The 22,122-nt window shown below is 70.2% G+C and carries 19 protein-coding genes; 6 read left to right on the forward strand and 13 right to left on the reverse strand.

Annotated features, from left to right (window positions below):
• Positions 1-49: 49 nt before the first annotated feature.
• Entirely contained in the window at positions 50-3,634 is a 3,585-nt protein-coding gene (locus F0U44_RS07410; protein WP_149727663.1) for a calcium-binding protein, read from the reverse strand.
• Between the two features lie 86 nt (positions 3,635-3,720).
• Entirely contained in the window at positions 3,721-4,878 is a 1,158-nt protein-coding gene (locus F0U44_RS07415) for an acyl-CoA dehydrogenase family protein (protein ID WP_149727664.1), read from the reverse strand.
• An 87-nt stretch (positions 4,879-4,965) separates the two neighbouring features.
• Here F0U44_RS07415 and F0U44_RS07420 point away from each other — a divergent pair, with 87 nt between their 5' ends.
• The 4 genes from F0U44_RS07420 (at position 4,966) to F0U44_RS07435 (ending at position 8,494) form a co-directional block, all read left to right on the forward strand.
• Positions 4,966-5,640, forward strand: coding sequence for a TetR/AcrR family transcriptional regulator (locus F0U44_RS07420; RefSeq protein WP_149727665.1), 675 nt, complete (start codon positions 4,966-4,968; stop codon positions 5,638-5,640).
• Between the two features lie 50 nt (positions 5,641-5,690).
• Complete coding sequence (locus F0U44_RS07425) at positions 5,691-6,854, forward strand: YihY/virulence factor BrkB family protein (protein WP_149727666.1); 1,164 nt, start codon at positions 5,691-5,693, stop codon at positions 6,852-6,854.
• Between the two features lie 81 nt (positions 6,855-6,935).
• The gene (locus tag F0U44_RS07430; protein ID WP_149727667.1) at positions 6,936-8,006 is read left to right on the forward strand and encodes an NAD(P)H-dependent amine dehydrogenase family protein; all 1,071 of its coding nucleotides are present in this window, start codon (positions 6,936-6,938) and stop codon (positions 8,004-8,006) included.
• A gap of 2 nt (positions 8,007-8,008) precedes the next feature.
• Positions 8,009-8,494 (forward strand): carboxymuconolactone decarboxylase family protein, encoded by a 486-nt coding sequence (locus F0U44_RS07435; RefSeq protein WP_246160358.1) that lies wholly within the window; start codon positions 8,009-8,011, stop codon positions 8,492-8,494.
• 10 nt (positions 8,495-8,504) lie between these two features.
• On the opposite strand, the gene F0U44_RS07440 is transcribed toward F0U44_RS07435, so the two are convergent.
• The 9 genes from F0U44_RS07440 to F0U44_RS07480 all read right to left on the reverse strand — a co-directional run bounded on the left by F0U44_RS07440 (position 8,505) and on the right by F0U44_RS07480 (position 18,354).
• Positions 8,505-9,269 carry a tyrosine-protein phosphatase gene (locus F0U44_RS07440; RefSeq protein WP_188113378.1) on the reverse strand — a complete coding sequence of 255 codons (765 nt, stop codon included), beginning with the start codon at positions 9,267-9,269 and terminating at the stop codon, positions 8,505-8,507.
• A gap of 43 nt (positions 9,270-9,312) precedes the next feature.
• Entirely contained in the window at positions 9,313-10,113 is an 801-nt protein-coding gene (locus tag F0U44_RS07445) for a DUF1295 domain-containing protein (RefSeq protein WP_246160360.1), read from the reverse strand.
• Positions 10,110-11,372, reverse strand: a complete 1,263-nt coding sequence (locus F0U44_RS07450; RefSeq protein WP_149727669.1) for an SAM-dependent methyltransferase — start codon at positions 11,370-11,372, stop codon at positions 10,110-10,112. The genes F0U44_RS07445 and F0U44_RS07450 overlap by 4 nt, the downstream gene beginning before the upstream one ends.
• A complete protein-coding gene (locus tag F0U44_RS07455) occupies positions 11,369-12,652 on the reverse strand; it encodes a class I SAM-dependent methyltransferase (protein WP_149727670.1) in 1,284 nt (427 codons plus the stop codon). Before F0U44_RS07455 ends, F0U44_RS07450 begins: the two co-directional genes overlap by 4 nt.
• Positions 12,649-14,718 (reverse strand): FAD-dependent oxidoreductase, encoded by a 2,070-nt coding sequence (locus F0U44_RS07460; RefSeq protein WP_149727671.1) that lies wholly within the window; start codon positions 14,716-14,718, stop codon positions 12,649-12,651. The genes F0U44_RS07455 and F0U44_RS07460 overlap by 4 nt, the downstream gene beginning before the upstream one ends.
• 12 nt (positions 14,719-14,730) lie before the next feature.
• Positions 14,731-15,477, reverse strand: coding sequence for an anti-sigma factor (locus F0U44_RS07465; protein WP_149727672.1), 747 nt, complete (start codon positions 15,475-15,477; stop codon positions 14,731-14,733).
• On the reverse strand, positions 15,474-16,079 hold the full coding sequence (gene sigK, locus F0U44_RS07470; RefSeq protein WP_149727673.1) for an ECF RNA polymerase sigma factor SigK: 606 nt from the start codon (positions 16,077-16,079) through the stop codon (positions 15,474-15,476). The genes F0U44_RS07465 and sigK overlap by 4 nt, the downstream gene beginning before the upstream one ends.
• 38 nt (positions 16,080-16,117) lie before the next feature.
• On the reverse strand, positions 16,118-16,762 hold the full coding sequence (locus F0U44_RS07475; protein ID WP_149727674.1) for a fasciclin domain-containing protein: 645 nt from the start codon (positions 16,760-16,762) through the stop codon (positions 16,118-16,120).
• An 83-nt stretch (positions 16,763-16,845) separates the two neighbouring features.
• Positions 16,846-18,354, reverse strand: coding sequence for a molybdopterin-dependent oxidoreductase (locus F0U44_RS07480; protein WP_149727675.1), 1,509 nt, complete (start codon positions 18,352-18,354; stop codon positions 16,846-16,848).
• A 97-nt stretch (positions 18,355-18,451) separates the two neighbouring features.
• Between F0U44_RS07480 and F0U44_RS07485 the strand changes: the two genes are divergently transcribed.
• Positions 18,452-19,210 carry an enoyl-CoA hydratase-related protein gene (locus tag F0U44_RS07485; RefSeq protein ID WP_149727676.1) on the forward strand — a complete coding sequence of 253 codons (759 nt, stop codon included), beginning with the start codon at positions 18,452-18,454 and terminating at the stop codon, positions 19,208-19,210.
• An 88-nt stretch (positions 19,211-19,298) separates the two neighbouring features.
• Here the strand turns inward: F0U44_RS07485 and F0U44_RS07490 are convergent, their stop codons facing one another.
• Positions 19,299-20,822, reverse strand: coding sequence for an MFS transporter (locus F0U44_RS07490; protein ID WP_149727677.1), 1,524 nt, complete (start codon positions 20,820-20,822; stop codon positions 19,299-19,301).
• A gap of 104 nt (positions 20,823-20,926) precedes the next feature.
• On the opposite strand from F0U44_RS07490, the gene F0U44_RS07495 reads away from it, so the two are divergent.
• Positions 20,927-21,511, forward strand: coding sequence for a TetR/AcrR family transcriptional regulator (locus F0U44_RS07495; RefSeq protein ID WP_223163611.1), 585 nt, complete (start codon positions 20,927-20,929; stop codon positions 21,509-21,511).
• Between the two features lie 4 nt (positions 21,512-21,515).
• On the opposite strand, the gene F0U44_RS07500 is transcribed toward F0U44_RS07495, so the two are convergent.
• Positions 21,516-22,082, reverse strand: a complete 567-nt coding sequence (locus tag F0U44_RS07500; protein ID WP_149727679.1) for a hypothetical protein — start codon at positions 22,080-22,082, stop codon at positions 21,516-21,518.
• Positions 22,083-22,122 lie beyond the last annotated feature (40 nt).

Below are 22,122 nucleotides of genomic sequence, written 5' to 3' on the forward strand. Positions count from 1 at the left end.
AAGTGCCGCGTTTCTTCGCGGCGTCGTTCCATCGGATGATTTCTGCGGCCTACGGGATGCTGATCCGGATGTCGCCGGGGTCGGTCGTCGCGGTGTCGGTGTCCGGCCCGCCGTTGACGCGGTCGTTGCCGTTGACCGTGTCGACCGAGTCGAACCCGTCGTTGCCTCCGTTGCCGTACATGAGGTCGTTGCCGCTGCCGCCGGTGATGGTGTCGTTGCCTGCGTTGCCGTTGATCGTGTCGCTGCCTGGTCCGCCGTACAAGGTCTCGCCCGGGGTGTGGCCGACGATCAGGTCGCCGGCCTGGCCGCCGACAGCCGTCTCGAAGCCGGTGAGCTTGTCGCCCTCGCCGGACCCGCCCGAGGTCGGGTCGCCATTCATCCGGATGGTGACCTGGGCGGTGCGCTCGTTGTAGTTGATGCGGTCGACGCCGTCGCCACCGATGAGTACGTCGGCGCCGTTGGTCGCGCTTCCTTCGCCGATCGTGTCGTTTCCGTCACCACCGAGGACCCGGTCGATCCCGCCGCCACCGCGCAGGCTGTCGTTGCCTGCCCCGCCGTTGATCACGTTGCCGTCGACGCCACCCGTGAGGGTGTCGTCTCCGCTGCCGCCGGTGAGGTTCTCGACGGTCGGATGGACCAGGTCGTTCTCGCCCGGGGCGCCGTCGGTGCCGGATGCGTCGATCACGGCACTCACCGCCGTCGTACGGGCTTGATAGCTGACCGTGTCGGAACCCTCGTCGCCGACGAACATGTCGTTGCCGTCGACGACGCGCGACTGGACGAAGAGGTCGTTGCCGGTGCCGCCGTAGAGGGTGTCGGCGCCGTTGCCATCGGTGATGGTGTCGTTGCCGTCGCCCGCGCAGATGACGTCGTTGCCACCCTTGCCGTTGATCTTGTCGACTCCGGCGGAGCCGAGGATGACGTCCTTGGCCGCGGTGCCGGTGATCGTGCCTGAACCGCTCAGGGTGACGGTCTGGCCCGCGCAGGTCGCGGCCGGTGCGACCTGGATGGTGTCGCTCGCGATGGAGGACACAGCGCCCGCAGCGTTGCGGTAGCGCACCAGCACGGTCTTGGTGCCGCTGCCGGCCGGCAGGGTCACGGTCGCGCTCCCGGAGTAGGTCTGCCAGGCCTCGGAGTCGATCGAACCGTCGGTCGAGATCTGCATCTCGGTGAGTGGCGTGTTGGGACCGAGCGCCGACAAGGTCAGGTCGACGACCGAGTCGGTCGAGGTGGCGGCTCCGCCGTCGATCAGGACGGTCGGCGAGGTGGGCCCGCTCGTGTCGCGGTAGATCGTGTAGCTGCCGGTGGCCCCGGACTTGTTGAGGACGACGAGCCCGGTCCAGTCGTCGCTGGGGGTCGAGTAGGCGAGGGACTCGGCGGTCCCGGAGCCCCCTGACGAGCTGCTCGCGAACGCCATGTCGCGGGACTGCACGGCGTTGGTCACGCTGCCGTCGGAGTCGTGCGCGAAGACCTCGACGTCGAGCCCGGCCGACGGCACGACGCGGACGTAGTTCTGCTGGCCGCCGGTCAGGTAGACGTCGAGGACCTTGATGACGTCGCTGGCGGTGGTGCTGAGGGAGGACGTGCCGACGGGCAGGGCCGTGTCACCCGAGTGGGCCTCGACCTGGTAGTCCGACCCGCTGGAACCCGTGACCCGGGGGAAGAACGCTCCGCTGCGGTGGTTGCCGTCGACCAGGACGTAGTCGATCACCGACGGGCCGTACTCGCTGCTGCCCGCGTAGACCGACTGCGCTTCGTTGGACCAGACGGTGATGTCGTAGTCGGTCGTGCCCGCAGCCCGGGCCGCGACGCCGCCCCAGTAGCCCCCGCTCTGCGTGTAGGAGTAGTTGTGCGGGAAGGGAATGACCCCGAGCGAGGGACGGGTCAGCTCCTGCCCGGAGACGAGCGGATCACGGTGGGTGTAGTTGATCGTGTTTTGGAAGACGGCTGCGCGCGCGAAGTAGCCGGTGTCGCCTTCGCCGGGGCGGTCGGTGTTGAAGTACTCGTTGAGGGTGTTGGACACCTCGGTCAGGCTGGTCGTGTAGATCTCCTCGGACCCGGCGGTGCTGCCGCCCTCGCTGAACCGGTCCCAGTAGCCCTCGTTGTTGGAGTCGGAGAGGTCGATCAGCGCACCGGCTACCCGACCCTCGGTCGTGTCGCCCTGGGCGCTGGTGAAAGTGCTCCAGGACTGGGCCTCGAGGCTCACCGAGCTGCCGTCAGGCCACCGGAAGAACGGGTCGTTGAGCACCCGCGCGGGCACCCACTCAGCCCAGCCCTCGGTCCACGCGCAGCCGGTCGAGGTGGGGCCGAAGACGTTGTGCGGGTTGCAGCTCGGCGCGGGCGGGAAGGCGTCGTTGTAGATCGCGTCCATGAGGGCGTGAGCGCCCTCGTGGATCGTGACCGTGTCGGAGTCCGGATCGGCGGCGGCGAGCTGGATGGTCTTGTTCGACGTCGAGTAGAACGTGCCGGTGTCGTCGTTGGTGGCGGCCGTCCAGTTGAGGATCATCTGGCGGTTCTGACCGGGGTTGTCCATGGCGGAGCCGTTGACGTCGGCCTGCCAGAGGAAGAGCTTGTTCAAGCCGTCGAACGCGTGGAGTACCCGGTGGAGCGTCGCGTCGCCTGGCAGAAGCGTCCCGAAGTTGGCGGTGCCGGGGTCGGCAATGCTCGTGGCGCCGGTGGAGAAGATGTAGTTGGCGTTATTGGCGGCGTTGTCGCGCACCCGCCAGGCACCGACGTCCGACACGAACTTGACGTAGACCTCCTGCCCCCCGCCACCGTCGAAGTCGGTGCTCTCGAAGCAGACGTTGTACTGGCCGGACCCGTTGGTCACCCCGACGGCGAGGAAGTCGTCGACCGCCCCGGAGTCCTGGTCCCAGACCTCGACCTTGAAGTTGACCGACGGCGTCTGCAGGCCGAGCTCGTCGTTGAAGACCCAGCCACCCGTAGCGCACGAGGCGTTGGCCGCCCGCGGAGGCAGTGACTTCGGCCCGCTGATCGGCACGCGGTGGTACGGCGCCAGACCGGTGGTCCGGGGCGCTACCTTTGCTCCGGACGGTGCCCGCACGGTGCGCAGCGGGGCACCGGCGGCTCGTGACCGGCCGAGCTCGATCGCGAGCTCGTCGCCCCCGTTGAAGCGGCCCGTCCCGGTGGTGACCCGCGCCTGCACCACGCCGTTGCCGTTGCCCGTGGCGCGCAGGTCAACGGTGAAGGTGGTCGCCTCTCCAGCGGTGACGTCGACACTGCGCGAGACGGCGCTCATCGGTCCCACGCCGGAGGGCTGGGTGCCGGCGTCGGCGAACCCGGAGGCTGCCACGACCTCGAAGCGGTCATTCACGCGCAGGGTGAGGGTGGCGTCGTCGAGGTCGACGACGGAGGTCACCGTCGCGGTGACCGTGGCGGTCTCGCCGGCAGCCGGAGTGGTGGCGAAGTCGAGCACGACCGCGGTGCAGCTGAGGAACTCGTCGCGCCGTTCGCCCTCGGTCTCGAGGTCGCAGGCGGGTGCAGTAGCCGGGGTCGGCCGGCCCGAGCGCGTCGGCTCGGTGGCGTCGGCGGAGAACGGCGCGAGCGCCGTGGCGACGAGCGCGAGCAACCCACCGCTGATCAGGTGCAGCGACGAAGTGCGAGGACCGGGCATGGAGACTCCTTGGAGGGACCAATGAACCCGAGTCCGTTCCGGATCCTACCTGCGAGCCCCGCAGGCAGGATCCGGAATCGCGGAGCTCAGACCGGCGCGGGCAGCGACCGGGCGATGATCTCCTTCATGATCTCCGAGGTGCCGGCGTAGATTTGGGAGACGCGGAGGTCGGCCCAGGCGCGAGCGATCGGGTATTCGTTCATGTAGCCGTAGCCGCCGTGCAGCTGGAGGCAGATGTCGGCGACCTTCTGAGCGCGCTCGGAGCACCAGAGCTTGGCCATGGCGACCGTCGGGATGTCGAGCTGGCCCTCGAGGTGGAGGCCGATGCACTCGTCGACGAAGGACCGCGCGACGCGGGCCTCAGTGGCGACCTCGGCCATCTTGAACTTGGTGTTCTGGAAGCCCCAGATCGGGCGGCCGAATGCCTCGCGGTCGTGCACGTAACGCATCGTCTCGTCGAGGATCAGCTCCATCGCGGCGACGTTGGACACCGCGACGATCAGGCGCTCCTGCGGCAGCTGCATCATCAGCTGGATGAAGCCCTGACCCTCCTCGGTGCCGAGCAGGTTGGTGACGGGCACGCGGACGTCCTCGAAGAACAGCTCCGAGGTGTCCTGGCCCTTCATGCCGATCTTGTCGAGCACGCGACCGCGCGAGAAGCCGGGGGCGTCGCAGGGCACGATGATCAGGGAGATGCCGCTCGCGGCCTCCTCCGGGTTGGTCTTCGCGACGACGATCACGACATCGGCTTGGGCGCCGTTGGTGATGAAGGTCTTCGAGCCGTTGACGACGTATTCGTCGCCCTCGCGGATCGCCTTGGTCTTGACGCTCTGGAGGTCCGAGCCAGTGCCGGGCTCGGTCATCGCGATGGCGCCGACGACCTCGCCGCTGGCCATCTTCGGCAGCCACGCGTGCTTCTGCTCCTCGGTGCCGTAGGCGAGGATGTAATGGGCCACGATGCCGTTGTGGAGCGAGGCGCCCCACGAGCTGTCGCCGGTGCGCGCCTGCTCCTCGATGAGGATCGCCTCGTGGGCGAAGGTGCCCCCGCCGCCGCCGTACTCCTCGGGGATGGAGAGGCAGAGCAGGCCCTGGTCGCCCGCCTTGTTCCACAGGTCGCGGTCGACCTGCTTGTTGGCGATGAAGGTGTCGACGTTCGGCTTGATCTCCTTCTCGCAGAAGGTGCGCGCGAGGTCGCGGAAGTCGTCGAGGTCCTGGTCCATCCAGGGCGAACGGCGTGCGGGCATCGGTGGAGCTCCTTTGGGGCAGGAAGGTCAGTGGTACACCGTGTACCGAGAATCAGGGTACAGCGTGTACCCGTTATCGTGAACCCCATGGTGGATGTCGCGAAGTGGGTCGACTCGACCGTCGCGCGTCGGTTGCGCAAGGCCGACGACGACCCGAGCCGGCGCAGCCTGCTGATCCACGCGGCCGCCGCGGCGATCGACGAGGTCGGGCCCGACGTCGGCGTCGGCCAGATCGCCGAGCGCGCCGGGATCCCGCGCCCGCACGTCTACCGCTACGTCGAGAGCAAGAAGCAGCTCGACCTCGAGGTCGCCCGCGCGGCCTCGGCCGACCTGCTCGCGCAGGTGCGACCGCACCTGAGCCGCCGGGGGACGTCGTACGAGATCGTCCACGGCATCACCACCGCCATCGTCGGGTGGGCGGGTGAGCACCCCAACCTCTACCGCTTCATCGCCGCGCAGAAGCAGACCAAGACCCTGCACCAGGCGCGGATGGGGCGCAGCCTCTTCCTCGACGCGCTGATGGGCGCGATGTCGGACTACCTGCGGCCGACCCAGATCGTCCCCCAGGCTCCGGACGGCGTCCTCGCTGGTCTGATCGGCATGGTCGACGCCGTCATCATCTGGTGGCTCGACCACCAGGACGAGACCCAGGCCGACGTCGTCGACCGGTTGAGCCGGCAGGTGACGCTGGTCCTCACCGACGAGATGGTGCGGCTCGGCGTGGCCGTGCCCGACGACATGGTGTTCGACCGCGGCGTCTGAAACGGCGCCACTAGCCGGGCTGCAGGTGGCCGCGAAGGTAGGTTGACCCCGTGGGGGTCGCGTCTGACATCGATGCCGCCCAGCGCAAATTCCCCGCGCTGGGTGTGCCGCTCGCGGTCATCTACAAGTACTTCGACGACCAGGGCAACTACCTGGCGGCTGTGCTGACCTACTACGCGTTCCTCGCGATCTTCCCCCTGATGCTGCTCGCGACGTCGATCCTCGGCTTCGTGCTCCAGGGCTATCCCCAGCTCGAGAAGGCCGCGCTGGACTCCGCGCTCGCGCAGTTCCCGATCGTCGGCACGCAGCTCGGTCGGCCCGAAGGTCTTCAGGGATCGGTGAGCGCGATCATCTTCGGTGGCCTGGGCGCCCTCTACGGCGCGCTCGGCCTCGGCCTCGGTCTTCAAAACGTCCAGGCGACGGCCTGGGCGGTGCCGCGCAACAGCCGACCGCACCCGGTGCTGACCCGGGTCACCAGCGTCGTCCTCCTCGGGACGGCCGGCTCGATCATCCTCGGCATCTCGGTCCTCTCCGCCGTCGCGACGGAGACCAAGCTCGTCGGCGACGTGTCGTCGAGCACCTGGTTCCACTGGATCGTGCGGCTGGTCACGGTCGGGATCCTCGGCCTGGTCATGACGATCCTGCTCCGGATGGCCGCGGCCAAGGCGATCAGTCACGACATCGCCAGCGCTGCTCCCGGCGGTTTCACGATCGCGGTCCTCTTCCAGATCCTGCAGATCATCGGCACCTCTTACGTCACGCACGTCCTCAACGTGACCGACAACAACAGCATGAACGCGACGTTCGGCCTGGTCCTCGGCCTGATGCTCTTCCTCTACCTCGCCGCGATGATCGGCGTGCTCGGCATCGAGGTCAACGTCGTGCTCGCTGAGAAGCTCTGGCCGCGGGCGCTCCTCACGCCGTTCACCGACCGGGTCGACCTCACCGCGGCCGACCGCAAGGCCTACGCGATGTATGCGCAGAGCATGCGGCACAAGGGGTTCCAGACGGTCGCCGTGCGTTTCGACGGCCGCGACGGCGATAGTCACGAGATCGTCCTCGACCCGCGCACCGAGGAGATCATCACCCAGTTGATCCCCGGCTCCCCGCCGTTCCCCGAGGTCGACCCGAAACCGGTGAAGGAGCCGGCCAAGGAGCCTGAGGACACAGCGCCGATCCGCCAGGTGTCGCAGGACCTTCCCCCCGCGATCTGAGGTAGCGGTCCGCTCGCAAACAAGTGACACGCCTGGAAGGCTCAGGTATAACGTGTTCTAGTTTTCGAGAACGGACCCCCCATGATCCCCACCGTCGTCTGGGGCAGCGGCAATGTCGGCCGCGCCGCCATTCGTGCTGTCCACGCCCATCCCGGGCTCGACCTGACCGCAGTCGTCGTACGCGACCCGGCCAAGGTCGGCCGTGATGCCGGCGAGCTCGCCGACCTCGATGTCGTCACCGGTGTCACCGCCACCGACGACCTCGACGGCGTGCTTGCGGCGCGCCCGCGCGCCCTCGTGTACGCCGTCACCGGCGACGGTCGCGACGCGGAAGCGTTCGCGGACATCGTGCGTGCGGTCACCGCCGGCTGCGTCGTCGTGACGCCGTCGGTCTACCCGCTCTACGACCCGCGCAACGCGCCGGCCGAGATGATGGAGCCGTTGCAGGCGGCGGTCGCCGAGGGTGGCGGGTCGCTCTTCGTCAGCGGCGTCGACCCGGGCTGGGGCAACGACATCCTGCCGATCCTGCTTTCGGGCGTCGCGACGACGATCGACGAGGTCCGCTGCCAGGAGATCTTCGACTACTCGACCTACGACGCGGAGGACTCGGTCCGCTACCTCGTCGGCATGGGTCAGCCGATGGACTACGAGCCGCTGATGACGGCACCCACAGTGCCGACGATGGTCTGGGGCGGCCAGGTGCGGATGATCGCGCGGGCGCTCGGCGTCGAGCTCGACGAGATCCGCGAGACGGTCGACCGGCAGGCGCTCGAGGCGACGGTCGGGACCAAGGAGATGGGCACCTTCGAGGCGGGCACGCAGGGTGGGGTCCGCTTCGAGGTGCAGGGCATCGTCGGCGGCGAGCCGAGGATCGTCATCGAGCACGTGACGCGGATCCACCCGTCGGCAGCGCCGGACTGGCCGCAGGCGCCCAACGGCGTCGGCGCCCACCGAGTCGTGCTGGAGGGCCGGCCGCGGATCGAGGTCACCCTCGAGGCCACCGACGAGGGCGGCAACCCGGCTGCCGGAGGAAACGCGACCGCGGTCGGTCGCCTCGTCAACGCGATCGACTGGCTGGTCGCCGCCGAACCGGGTATCTACGACGCACTGGACGTGCCTCTTCGTCCTGCAACAGGAAGGCTGGGAGCCTGAGCATGTTGGTCATCGACCTCCCCGAGGACAAGGACCCGATCACCCACGTGTGGGGCGAGATGGTGCCGGGCATCGGGCCCGCGGCGTCCAACCTCTCCCTCGCGGTCTACGCACACACGACCCTCGGGCTCCGCGAGTTCGAGGCCGCTCGACTGCGGATCGCCCAGATCAACGGCTGTGTCTTCTGCCTCGACTGGCGCACCGACCGCGACGGCGAGAAGGTCGAGGAGACCTTCATCGACGACGTCGAGATGTGGCGGACGGCGCGCTCGTTCGACGAGCGCACCCGGCTGTCGGCCGAGTACGCCGAGCGCTACGCCCTCGACCACCACGGCATCGACGAGTCCTTCTGGACCCGGATGCGCGCGGCTTACAGCGACCGGGAGATCGTCGAGCTCAGCATGTGCATCGGCTCGTGGCTCGCCTTCGGGCGGCTCAACCACGTGCTCGGCATCGACGGCGTGTGCAAGCTGCCGTCGACCCTGTAGGTCCGGCCGGTCAGGACTCGTCGCGCAGCAGTGCGCGCAGCGTGGCCACCGTGGTGTCGTCGAGACCGAGCCCGTCGCGCAGGTAGGTGGCGCGGTCGCCGTAGCGGGTGGTGACGGCTTCGTAGCCGGAGCGGAGGTACTCGATGTCGACGATCAGGGTCGGCTCGAATGCCTCGACGTGCTCGGCGCCGAGCGCCTTGGCGATCTCCGCCTCGACCCGGGCCCGACTGCCGGCGGTCAGGGCGTTGGTCAGCAGGTAGTCGCTCTCGATGGTCGGGTCGTCGACGCCGCTGATGTGCAGCAGCAGGGCGGCGACCCAGCCGGTGCGGTCCTTGCCGGCGCTGCAGTGGAAGAGCTGCGGGCCGCCGGTGGCGAGCTGGCGGAAGAGCCCGCCGAACTCGGAGCGGGCGCGGGCGTCGTCGACGAAGCTGCGGTAGACGCGGTCCATCAGGTCGATGGCGCTGCGGCGGTCGCGGAGACCGGCGACCTCGTCCATCGGGATGCCGGAGACGTCGAAGTTCATCCACGTGGCGCCGGGGATCGCGGCGTCGGGGTGGTGGTCGATCTCCCCCTGCGAGCGCAGGTCGCAGATCGCACGCAGGCCGAGGTCGGCGATCGCGCCGTGGTCGGACTCGGTCAGCTGCAGCTCGTTGGAGCGGTAGAAGACGCCGCGGCGGACCCGGGCACCGTCATGGGTGGCGTAGCCGGGTCCGGCGACGTCGCGGAAGTTGTCGGCCGACGCCAGGCGCAGGATCTCGTCGTTCGAGGAGGTCACCGGTCGAGCGTAGGGCGCGGTCGGGGACGGCCACGAATGCCGGCTAATGCCGAGGTGGCATGGGGACGAACATCGACGTACGGGCGGCGTAGTCGCGGTAGGCCGGCCGCTGCATCATCGTCTGCTCGAGCAGCTTGGCGCCGGTCGCCCAGACCAGGAAGTAGGTCATCGCCGCCGGTGCGACGACCGTCGCCAGGCCGACGACCCAGCCGTTGGCCAGCGCGGCCGCCAGCCAGAGTCCCCACCAGACGCAGGCGTCGCCGAAGTAGTTGGGATGGCGCGTGTAGCGCCACAGTCCGGTGTCGATGACGGGTGGTCGCTGGTCGCGCGGCTTGGCGCGGTAGGCCGCGAGCTGGGCGTCGCCGACGGACTCGAAGAAGAGCCCGACGGCCCAGAGAGCCAGTCCGACGTAGACCAGCGGCCACCACGCGACGTCGGTGACCGCGCCGATGGTGAGCGGCAGTGCGACCAGGCAGACCGCGGCGCCCTGCACGAGGAACACCTTGCGGACGGCCACCCCCATGCCGACCTCGGCGAGCGGTCCGCCGAGCATCGCCTCGTAGCGCGGATCCTCACCGCTGTGGGAGCGGCGGTGAATGTGGAGCGACAGCCGGAGACCCCACACCCCGACTGCCGCCGTGACCACCCAGGTGACCCCGAGGTGGCCACTGTCCGCAGCGGTACCCACCACTGCGGAGGCAACACCTGCCAGCGTCAGTGCGACGCCCCAGGCGACATCGACGACGACCACGCGGCCCTGATGGCGCGCGACCAACGCGGTGATCGTCATGACCGCGGTGGCGACGAGCGCGACCGCGGCGAGGGAGGCGAGGACGTCGTTCACCAGTCGCGCTCCGCGGGCAGGGTGTGGTCAGCGCCGGGGCGGACCAGCAGCAGCTGGTCGACGCCCATCCGGCCGTCGCGGAAGGCCATCGAACCGCCCACCAGGTAGAGCTGCCAGACGCGGACCATCTCCTCGCCCACCAGCGCCTCGATCTGGTCGCGGTTGGCCTCGAAGCGCTCGATCCATCCCGCGACGGTCAGCACGTAGTGCTCGCGCAGCGCGTGGACGTCCCGCAGCTCCAGGCCGGCCGCCTCGAGCAGCTGGATGGTCGCGCCGACGGGACGCATGTGCATGTCGGGCGCGATGAACGACTCGATGAAGGGACCGCCGCCGGGCCATGGGCCCGACCGCGACATCTGCTGGACGAGCACCCGACCACCGGGGCGGACGGAGTCGCGCAGCACGCCGGCGTAGGTCGGGTAGTTGCCCTCACCGACGTGTTCGCCCATCTCGAGGGAGACGACGGCGTCGTATTCGGCTCCGGGGAGCGGCGTCGCGTCGCGGTAGTCGCACAGCCGGAACTCCACGAGGTGGTCCACCTCGTGGCGGCGCGCGGCGGCCTCGGCGAACCGGCGCTGCTCCTTGGAGATCGTCACGCCCACGACGTGCACGCCGAACTGCTCGGCGAGGGCGATCGACAGGGAGCCCCAGCCGCAGCCGACGTCGAGCACGCGCATGCCGGGCGCGAGCCCGAGCTTGCGGCCGACCAGCGCGAACTTGGCCTGCTGGGCCTCCTCCAGGGAGACCGACGCGTCGGCGTGGTAGCCGCACGAGTAGGCCATCGTCGGGTCGAGGATCAGCGAGTAGAAGTCGGTCGACAGGTCGTAGTGGTGGCTGATCGCACTCCGGTCGCGCTCGCGGGTGTGGAGCCGGCCGCGGACCTTGGCCTGGGTGGGCGGCGGCGCAGGCCGCCGGCCGAGGACCCCCAGTCCCACGGCCGTGCGGACCGCGCCGAGCACTGCGCCGACCCGAGCGCGGCTGCCGGAGAGGTTGCGCTCCTGGGCGACCGAGAACGCGTGCGTGAGCGCCGCGTCGAGGTCGCCGGGCACCTCGAGCTCGCCGGTGACATAGGCCTGCGCCGCACCCAGCTCACCGGGCTGCCAGAGGAGCCGCTTCAAGGCATCCGGAGAACGCAGCTCGACGGTGGGGGCGTCGTCGGGACCGGCGGTGGAGCCGTCCCAGGCGACCAGGCGCACCGGGAGGTCGCCGCCGACGAACGGCTCGAGGGCGTCGGCGAGACGCGTGGCGACGGCGGTCATCGTTCCTCCCGGGCGAGCGTGATGTGGTGGTCGTCGATGTAGCCGGACGCGAAGCCGGCCCGGCTGTACTCCAAGTAGAAGTGCCACATCCGACGGAACGTCTCGTCGAACCCGAGCGCGTCGACCTCGGCTGCTGCCTGCTGGAACGCGGCGTCCCAGAAGCGCAGGGTGGTCGCGTAGTGCGCCCCGAGTGCGAACGTGTCGACGACCCGCAGTGACGTACGACGAGCCGCGGTCTCCTCGATCGCCCGCACGGACGGCAGGGCACCGCCGGGGAAGATGTACTTGGTGATGAAGGTGTGGGTGTCCCGGGTCGCGAGCATCCGGTCGTGGGACATCGTGATCGCCTGGATCGCGACCCGGCCGCCGGGGGCGAGCACGTGGTCGAGCGTCTCGAAGTACGCCGGCCAGTACTGCCACCCGACCGCCTCGATCATCTCCACGGACACCACCGCGTCGTAGCCGCCGCCGGGTGCGTCGAGCAGGGCGCGGTAGTCGCAGAGCTCGACCTCGGCCCGGTCGGCGTAGCCGGCCGCGGCGATCCGCGCCTCGGCCAGGGCGAGCTGCTCGGTGGAGAGGGTGATGGTGTGGACGTGCGCGCCCCGAGCCGCAGCACGGATCGCGAGCTCGCCCCATCCGGTGCCGATCTCGAGCAGCCGGGTCCCCTCGCAGACGCCGGCCTGGTCGAGCAGCCGGTCGATCTTGCGGTGCTGGGCAGCGACGTGGTCCTCGGCGGTCGCCCGAGAGGGGTCGGTGAAGAGTGCCGAGGAGTAGCTCAACGTCGGGTCGAGGAAGAGGGCGAAGAGGTCGTTGGACAGGTCGTAGTGGTGGGCCACGTTGGACCGGGTGTTGGCGCGGCTGCCGCGGTGGGACCGGGGCACCCGGGTGACGATCAGCGAGCGCAGCGTCTGCAGGGGGCGCGGCACCAGGTTGGTCAGGTCGCGCGCCAGCACGGTGAGGAAGTCGCCGAGCGCACCCGGGTCAGCCTCGAGGCCTTCGTCCCAGGCGCCGGTCATGTAGGACTCGCCGAAGCCGATCAGCTGGTCGCGGGCGACCCGGGCGTAGAGCTCGTCGGGACGGTGCACGTGGATCGCCGGACCGCCGCGGCCGATCGTCTCGGCGGGGTGGGTCGCGGTGGCGGCCAGGTGCACCGTGACGTCGAGGCGGCTGACCGCCGACCGGAACATGCGGCGCGCGATCCGCGCACCGATCGCGGCGCGGGGTGATTCGGCCAGGTCGGGCCAGGTGTGGACGGGTCGGCCTTGGGCGGTGAGGGTCATCGGACCTCCTCCAGGTCGGCGGGGATGGGATGGGCGGTCGGCTTCACGTAAGCGGGGCGGGGTTGCACGGGCAGGCCGCGCAGCCAGAGCGCGATGCCGTGGAGCCGGATGAGCACAGCGCCGCGCAGGGCGGACAGCGCCACGATCGGCGGTCGCTCGATTGGCGTGCCGACCACCGACGCGGTGAACCGGGCGCCGTCGCCGGTGAACAGCTCGACCAGCACGGAGAACCGCCCGGTCTCGAGGTCGGGCGGCGGCGCGACGACCCGGTAGCTGCCGTCGGTGGCGTGGAACGGCGAGACGTAGAGCTCCTTGGCCACCCCACCGGCTCCCCGCGCATCGGTGCGCACGAGGTAGGCGTGCCGGTCGCCGTAGGTGTTGTGGACCTCGACGATGGTCGCCGTCGGAGCGCCGATCGCGTCGTCGTCGGACCAGCACCAGAAGACGCTGATCGGGTTGAAGGTGTGGCCGAGCGCGCGCGGGTGGGCGGCCATCAGCACTCGGCCGGACTGCCCCGAGCGACGCAGGTCGATGCCGTGCTCGGAGAGGTAGCCGTCGACCGCATCGCGCAACGTCGGCGCGTCGCCCTCGAAGTGGTCGCGGGGCTCGAACCGGCCGCGCAGCCAGCCGAGCCGGCCGCGCTCGGGGAGGTGGTCGACGTCGACGAGCCAGGTGTGCGAACGGTGCCGGAACGACCGGTGCATCGGCACCCGGCGGGTGTGCGTGATCGTCGTGGAGTACGGCGTCGCCGCCCGTGGCCGCGCCACGTCGACCGCCGTCTCGCGGACCACTGCCGGTGGCCACCGCAGGCCCAGCCGCTCGACCGCCGCCAGACCCGATCGCGCACCGTCCTCGTGGAACCCCCAGCCGTGGTAGGCCCCGGCGAAGACGATCCGCTCGGTGTCGATCTCTGGGAGGCGGTCGCGCGCGGCGACCGAGCTCGGTGTGTAGAGGGGGTGCGCGTAGTCGCGTCGCGCGATGACCGTCGTCGGGTCGACGAGGTGCTCGCCGCCGAGCGTCACCAGGTAGTGGGTCGGGGTGGCGAGCCGCTGCAGCCGGGTGAGGTCGTAGGTGACCTGGACCTGGCCGGTGTCGGCGGCAGGGCGCCGGAAGTTCCACGAGGCCCAGGCCTTGCGGGCGCTCGGGAGCAGTGTGGTGTCGGTGTGCAGGAGCGCGGTGTTGGCCGTGTAGGGCAGCGCCGCGAGCACCTCGCGCTGGACCGCCGACGGTGCTTCGAGCAACCGGAGCGCCTGGTCGGGGTGGGCGGCGATCACCACGGCGTCGTACTGCTCCTCGCCGGAGGCGGTCCGCACGAGCACGCCGGACGCGGTCTCGCTGATGGCGAGCACCGCGGCGCCCGTGCGGACCGTTCCCCCCTCGGCACGGATCGCGTCGGCGGCGGCGCGGACGTAGCTGCGCGAGCCGCCCGACACCGTCCGCCAGGTCGGCGAGCCGAAGATTCCGAGCATCCCGTGGTGGCGCAGGAAGGTGAAGAGGTAGGCGGCCGGGTAGTCCGTGGCGACAGCGGGGTCGCAGGACCAGACCGCGGCGACGAGCGGTTCGGCGAAGTGGCGCCGGAAGTAGGCCGAGAAGCCGCCCTCGTCGAGGAATGCGGCGAGGGTCATCGGCGACGCCGGGTCGCGGTCGAGCAGCCGGCGGGCCCGGCGGTGGAAGCGCGGGATCTCGGCCAGCATGCGCAGGTAGGCGCGGTCGCGGAGGTGGGCGCCGGTCGGGAAGAGACCGCTCGCACCGAGGGCGCCGGCCCACTCCAGCCCGCTGCCCTCGTCGCTGGTCGACATGGACATCTCCGATTCCTGCGTCGCGACGCCGAGCTCGGCGAAGAGGCGCAGCAGCACCGGGTAGGTGTGCCGGTTGTGCACGATGAAGCCGGTGTCGATCGCCAGGGTCGAGCTCGTCGCCGGGTCGTCGACCAGGTGGGTGTCGGCGTGGCCGCCGAGCCGGTCGTCGGCCTCGTAGAGCGTCACCTCGGCGGTGCGCGAGGCGACGTAGGCGGCCGTCATTCCGGCAACGCCGGAACCGACGACCGCGAGTCGTCGTGGAGACATCGGTGTGTGTCCTTAGGCGGAGAGGTCGACGAGCAGGATGGGGGTCGTCGTGGGCTGGTCGGAGCCGCCGTCGGGCTCGACGGTGATGCCGACCCCGGTCGCGTCGCTCGCGTCGCCCTCGAGGAGGTAGGTGGTGTCGGACTCGTCCGGCATCAGGCCGGCCCGTTCCATGACGCCCTCGGGCGTCTGCAGCCAGAGCTCGTAGACCTTGCCGGCGGGCGCGAGCGCCATGTCGTCGGTCTTGACGACGGCGCGCCCCTCCGAGCGGGAGAGGTAGACCGTGGCCTTCGAACCGTCGGCGAACCGCTGCGCGGCCCGCTGCACGTCGTCGGCCTGGATCACCCGTTCGGCAGCGGTGAGCTCGTCGGACGAGCCGCCCTGCCAGGGGCGGATCCACGCCGTTGCTGCGAGCGCGACCAGCACGAGGGCGGCGGCGACCAGCAGCGGGGCGGAGGACCAGCGGCGCTTGAGCTCGACGCGGCGTCCCGTGCCGACCTGCGTCGGCTCGGGCGTGGTCAGCGGCGGGAGTGGGCGGATCTGCTCGATGCCGGCGAGCACGTCGGCGCGGAGGCTGCTGGGCGGCGCGACGTCGTCGACGGACATCACCGCGGCGGCCTCGCGCAGGCTGTCGACCTCGGCGCGGCACTCGGCGCACCGGTGGAGGTGCTGCTCGAAGCGAGCCTTCTCGAGATCGTCGAGCGCGTCCACGGCGTATGCGCCGGAGAGAGCGTGGACCTCGGTCCATTCCTGATCGGTCATCGTCCTACTCCGATCGTGTCGCGGAGCCGGATGAGGCCGTCGCGAATCCTTGTCTTTGCAGTGCCGACCGGTAGGTCGAGCAGGGCGGCGACCTCGGTGTGCGTGTAGCCACCGAAGTACGCCAGCTCGATCGCCTCCCGCTGCACTGCGGTCAGCTGCTCGAGCGCGACCCGGACACGCCGGGCCTCCAACGACGCGTGCGCCGTGTCGGCCGTGGTGTCGTGGTCGATCGTCTGGTTCTGCTGGTGATAGGTCACGTCGCGGCGGCTCGATGCCTCCGCGCTGCGGACCCGGTCCACCGCCTTGCGGTGGGCGATCGTCATGAGCCAAGCCAGTGCACTGCCCCGTTCGGGGTCGTAGCGGCTGGCGGTGCGCCAGATCTCGAGGAAGGCCTCTTGGGTGACCTCCTCGGCCTGGGCCCGGTCGCGCACGACGCGGAGGACCAGCCCGTGCACCCGAGCCGCCGTGGCGTCGTACAACGCCGCGAAGGCGGCCCGGTCGCCGCGTGCAGAGAGCTGCAGCAGGGCGGCCGGGTCGGGGCTGGCGCCGGCCGGCACCCCCGCAAGGGGAGTGCCGGCCTGCGCGTCGGCGCCGAGGTCCATGAGCTGATCCTTCCGCGTCAGGCGCGATCGTGCGAGGGTCACTTGACCCCGGTGAGCACCTTGTCGATGACATAGACCGTCGCGTTGGCGGTCGGGATGTTGCCGCAGAGCACGTTGGCGGTGACGGTGCCGTCGGAAACGGTCATGCCGTCCTCGGGGTTGCCCTCGATGGTGAGGCTGTCGCCGGCGAGCGTGTCGTGCTTGCCGCCGACGGCGTCCTCGTCCTCGTTGGCGCCCAGCACGTGGTGCGCGAGGATCTTGTAGAGGGTGCTCTCCTGGCCGTCCTTCTGGCCGCCCATGACCAGCGCGTTCAGGTCATCGGCCGGGATCTCGGCGAACGCGTCGTTGTAGGGCGCGAAGACCGTGAGCGCCTCGGCGCCGTTGAGCGTGTCGCCGAGACCGTCGATCGCGCCGACGGCGGTGACGAGCGTGGTGAGCAGCGGGTTGTTGCTCGCGGCGGTGGCGACCGGGTCCTTGACCATGCCGTCGAACGAGCCGGCGCCGTCGGTCGGGACTGCAGCGCAGCCCTTGCCGAAGGTCTGGGCGCCCGCGTCGGACGAGGAGTCGCCCTTGGAGCTCGAGTCCTTGTCGTCGCCGTCGTCGCCACAGGCGGCGAGGGAGACCGAGAGGGCCAGCGCGCCGGCTGCGAGGGCGGTGTTGCGGACGAAGTGGTTGCGCTTCATGGTGGTGCCTTCCGTGAGGATGTGGTGATGTGAGTTCTTCGGAGCGGTGCGGGATCCGGATTGGTCGGATCTCGAAAAGTTGGTCAGGCGACGTCGACGATGAGCTCGTGCAGGCCGCTGGCGCCGTTGGGGAACGGCTCGGCCCGTACGGCGGTCTGGGGCTCGCCGTTGCCGGCGACGGCGCGCGCGGAGATCCGGTGCGAGCCGGAGGGCGCGTCCCAGCGGTAGAACCACTGCCGCCAGTAGTCGTTGCCGCCGTCGGGACCGAGGTTGGCGTCCTGCCAGGCCCCACCGTCGATGCTGACCTGGACCCCCTGGATGCCGCCGCGCTCCTGCGCCCACGCGACTCCGCCGACGACGACGTCGCCCTTGTCGACGGTGGCCAGGGCCTTGGGCGTGTCGATGCGGGTGGAGATCTTGATGGGAGCGTCGGTGGCCCAGCCGCGGTCGGTCCAGTACGCCTTCTTGTCGTCGTAGGTCGTCAGCGTCAGGCGGGTGACCCACTTCGTCGCACTGATGAACCCGTAGAGGCCAGGAACGATCATCCGCACGGGGAAGCCGTGCTCGCGGGGGAGCGCCTCGCCGTTCATGCCGACGGCGAGCATGGCGTCGCGGCCATCGGTCGCCAGGGCGAGCGGGGTGCTGATCGTCATGCCGTCCACGTCGGTGGACAGGATCTGGTCGGCGGTGCTGCCGACGCCCGCAAGAGCGAGCACGTCGGTGAGCCGGACGCCCAGCCAGCGGGCGCCCCCGACGTAGGGGCCGCCGACGCTGTTGGAGACGCAGGTCAGGGTGATGTCGCGCTCGATGAGCGGCATCGCGAGCAGGTCGTCGAAGCTGAGCGTCACCTTGCGGTCGACGTCGCCATCGATGGTCAGGGTCCAGTCGCCCGAGTCGATGATCGGTACGTCGAGTCGGGTGTCGACCCGGTAGAAGTCGTCATTGGAGGTGCGGAACTCGGTGATGCCGGGGACCTGGTCGTCGAGGCCCTTCGGGAGGGCCGGCGCGGGGTCGGCGGCGTCGGGGAGGTCGATGTCCTCGGGGCGAAGCCGCAGCTTGTTGACCAGTCGACCGCCGAGGCCGCCGACGACGGCGATGGCGCTGAGCGCCCCGATCGCGAGCAGCACGCCGCGGCGCCCGCCCCCCGCCGCGTCAGACTCCGGAGCGCCGGTCTGCTCGCGTGCCAGCCACACCAGGGCGAGCACCGCGACGACGGCTGCGACCGCACTCGGGCCCAGGTCCAGTACTGATGCCTTCGGGCGAGTCAGTACCGCGCCTGCGGCGATCGCGACCAGGACGACGAGCAGACCGGCGCCGTACCGAGTGCGCCGTCGGGCCAGCAGGCCCGCGACGCCGGCGAGGACGAGTACCCCCGCCATGACCGATCCGACCAGCACCGTCTTGTCCTTGGTGCCGAACCTCTCGATCGCCCAGTCCTTCATCGGGGTCGGCGTCAGGTCGATGACCGTCGAGCCGACCGCGAGGACCGGAGAGGTGTCGGCGACGGTCAGGGCAGCTACCAGGTGCGCGACGCCGAGTCCCGCAAGGGTCGCCAGGACGCCGTAGGCAGCCCACGTCAGTCGAGTCCTCATGGTCGTTCTTCGTCGCCGTCGCCCGGACGGATGGGTGTGACAAAGAAACAGTCAGACCTGATTGTTATTTTGGAAGGGCTCCGCGAAGATGGGGCGCATGGCTGACACCCCCGCCGAGCTGGTCCACTACGAGGTCGCCGACCAGGTCGCGACCATCACCTTGGACTCGCCGCACAACCGCAACGCGCTCTCGCGCCAGCTGGTCACCGAGCTCCTCGCCTGCCTCGAGCGGGCCGACCAGGACCCCGACGCGCTCGTGGTGCTGCTCAAGTCGTCCGGACGCGTCTTCTGCTCGGGTGCCGACCTCTCCGAGGCGTCGACGACGCCGATGGAGGAGGGTGCGCGGGCGATGGTGCGGATGCAACGGTCGGTCGCCGCTTTGAGCAAGCCCGTCGTGACGGTCGTCCTCGGCGCCGCCCGCGCCGGCGGGATCGGGCTGGTCGCCTCGTCCGACATCGTGATCGTCGCCGATGACGCCACGTTCGCGCTCACGGAGGTCAAGCTCGGCCTTGCGCCCGCCGTCATCTCCCTAACGGTCTTCCCCCGCCTCACCCCGCGCGCTGCGTCCCTGACCGCCCTGGGCGGCGAGGTCTTCACCGGCGCTCAGGCCGCCGACTACGGACTCGCCACGAAGGCCGTCCCCGCCGACCAGCTCGACGCTGCGGTCGCCGAGATGCTCGCCCAGCTGACGACCGGCGCCCTCCAGGGTCTCCGGGAGACGAAGCAGGTCCTCAACGCCCCGCTGCTGGCCAACATCGACGCCGGCGCCGACGCGATGGTCGCCCTCAGCGCCCGCCTCTTCGGCTCCGACGAGGCTCGCGAGGCGATGACCGCCTTCCTCAGCCGCGGCAAGTAGCTCGCTGCGCTCGGGAGCGCGTCGTACCTGACGCACGTGTCGTGATTTCCCGAATTCACGACATCTACGTCAGGTACGACGGCGGCCGTCAGGCCGAGACGAGCTCCAGCTCCTCGGCTTCGGCGGCCTTCGCGGCGTGGAAGCGGCGCCCGGGGAGGGCGACGAGCCCGGCAGCGGCTGCGGTGAAGCAGAGCGCAGCCAGTACGGCGCAGCCCGTGGTCAGCCCGGACAGGAACGCGTCCTGCACGGCCTGCACCAAGGCCGGGTCGCCGCCGGCGATCCCGAAGGCGACGGGGATGGAGTCTCCCGCTGCCTCGGCCTGGCCGGTGGCGGCCATGGCGCTGTCGATGAGCCGCGCGCCGAACACCGAGGAGAAGACCGACCCGATCACGGCGACGCCGAGGGTGGCACCGAGCTCGCGGGTCGCGTCGTTGACGGCCGAACCGACGCCGGCACGGGACGGCGGCAGCACGAGCATGATCGACTCGGTCGCCGGCGTGGAGATCAGGCCCATGCCCAGGCCCATCAGCACCATCTGCGGCACGATCGTGTTGGCGTAGGACGTGTCGATCTCGACAGACGACGCGATCCACGCCATCGCCGAGCCGAAGGACACGAGCCCGGTCACGACCACCGCGCGGGTGCCGATCCGCGGCGCCAGGATGCCGCCGATGACGGAGGCCACTGCGATCGAGATCGCGACGGGGAGGATCCGGGCGCCGGTCGAGAGGGGGCCGAAGTCGCGCACGACCTGGAAGTACTGCGTGATCAGGAAGATGAAGCCCGACAGCGCGAAGAAGGTGACGGTCACCGCGCCGCTGGCGGCGCTGAAGCGCCGGTCGGCGAAGAGGCGTACGTCGAGCATCGGGTGCTCCGCCGCGCGCTCCACGAGCACGAAGACCACCACGAGAGCGGCCGCTGCGGTGAAGCCGAGGACCGTGAAGGCGCTGCCCCAGCCGTGCTCGGGGGCCTCGATCACGGTGTAGGTGAGAGCGCCGAGCATCGCGATCGAGACCACCAGGCCGCGCTTGTCGATCGAGGGCACCGACGGGTCGCGTGACTCCGGGACGAGGGCGTAGGCCAGTCCGGCGGCGACGATTGCGAGCGGAGTGAGGGCCAAGAAGATGCTGCCCCAGTAGAAGTGCTCGAGCAGCAGTCCTCCGGTCACGGGACCGGACGCGACGCCGACGCCGACGATGGCGCCCCAGCCGCCGAGGGCGGCAGCGCGCTGGCGGCGGTCGGTGAAGGTGTTGGAGATGATCGAGAGCGTCGTCGGGAAGATCAGGGCGGCGAAGGCGCCCATCCCGAAGCGCGCTGCGATCAGGGCGCCGGTGCTGGTCACGAGCGCACCGATCACGCTGGTCGCCGCAAACCCGAGCAGGCCGATCAGCAGCGCGGGTCGGCGACCGTAGCGGTCGGACAGGCTGCCGGCCGCGAGCACCAGCGCGGTGAACGCGAGGTTGTAGCCGTCGACCACCCATTGCAGGCCGCGCGTGCCGGCGCCGAGCTCGCTCGCGATGCTCGGGAGGGCGACGTTGACGATCGTGATGTCGAGGTTGATGGCGAGCGCCGCGACGTAGACGGCGGTCAGGATCCCTGCCTTCCGGCTCATCCTGGCTCCTTTGAAAGATGTGGACGGTGTCAACATCCACCATGGTGGTTCCCGATGTGGACAATGTCAACATCAAGACCAGTGACGACCGTTACGATGCGGCCGTGAGCAGCTACCACCACGGCAACCTGCGCGAGGCCCTCGTGCAGACCGCGGTGGAGCTCGGCCGCGAGAAGGGCCCGGACGGCATCGTCATCCGCGAGGTCGCCCGCCGTACGGGCGTCTCCCACAACGCCGCCTACCGGCACTTCGCCGACCGTGACGACCTGGTGCGCGAGGTGGCGCGGGCCGGCCAGCTGGGACTGGCCGACCTGATGCTGACGCGGATGCGCCGGGTGCGGGTGAAGGACCCTGTCGAGCGGGCCCGGCGTCGACTGCGGGAGGTCGGGAAGGCCTACGTCGAATACTCCCTTGCCGAGCCGGGGCTCTTCGCCGTCGCCTTTAGCGGGGTCAGCCTCCCCGACCTGATCGGTCCCTACGAGCACCTGAGCGACGCGCTCGACGAGTGCGTCGCGGCGGGCTTCCTCAGCCCGGCCAAGCGCGAGGGGGCCGAGTTGCCGTGCTGGGCCGGCGTCCACGGCTTCGCGATGCTCTACAGCACCGGCCCGTTGCAGGACACCCCGCGCCGCGAGCGCGATGCCGACCTCAACCGACTGCTCGACCGGATCGACGACTCCCTGCGGTCGTAGCGCGTCAGTTGTAGGTGACGCGCGATCCGAGCTTCGGCTCGACCGAGCTGTATCCGGCGTTGATGCGGCCGTCGTCGATGACGTTGACGTTGTTGGTGTCGTGCCGCATCCAGACGCCGAACTTGATCCAGGTCGGGGCGTCCATGCACGACCGCGGCACGGTGATCGTGATGCGGTCCCTGCGTCTGTTGGCGTCGCCGCGCAGCCCCTCGCAGTCAAGGACCTCCTGGGAACCGTCGAACAGCGACGTGTAGGCAGGCCCCGACTCCTTGTCGAAGCCCGTTGTCCAGTGCCCGTTGCTGGTCTTGACGCTGAACCACGCCGCGTAGTCGTCGCTCGCGAGGCTGCGTACCTCGACCCACAGCACGAGCTTCCGGTTGCCGTAGGACGCCCTTGACTTCACGATGTCGCGCGCCTTGTCGCCGGGAGAGAGCGCGGGCGGGCCGTCGGCCTCCTTGTAGACGTCCTGGGCAGGGTCCTTCACCGTCTGGCTCTCAGCCTTGGACGGCGGCGCAGCGAAGCCCACCAGGAGCAGCGCCACGGCGATGGAGAGAAGTCGCAGGTACCTCATCGGGCCTCCTTGGGGGTCTGAGCCCAGTTTGTCTGTAAAG

Source organism: Nocardioides humilatus, assembly GCF_008373755.1.
GTDB lineage: Bacteria > Actinomycetota > Actinomycetes > Propionibacteriales > Nocardioidaceae > Nocardioides > Nocardioides humilatus.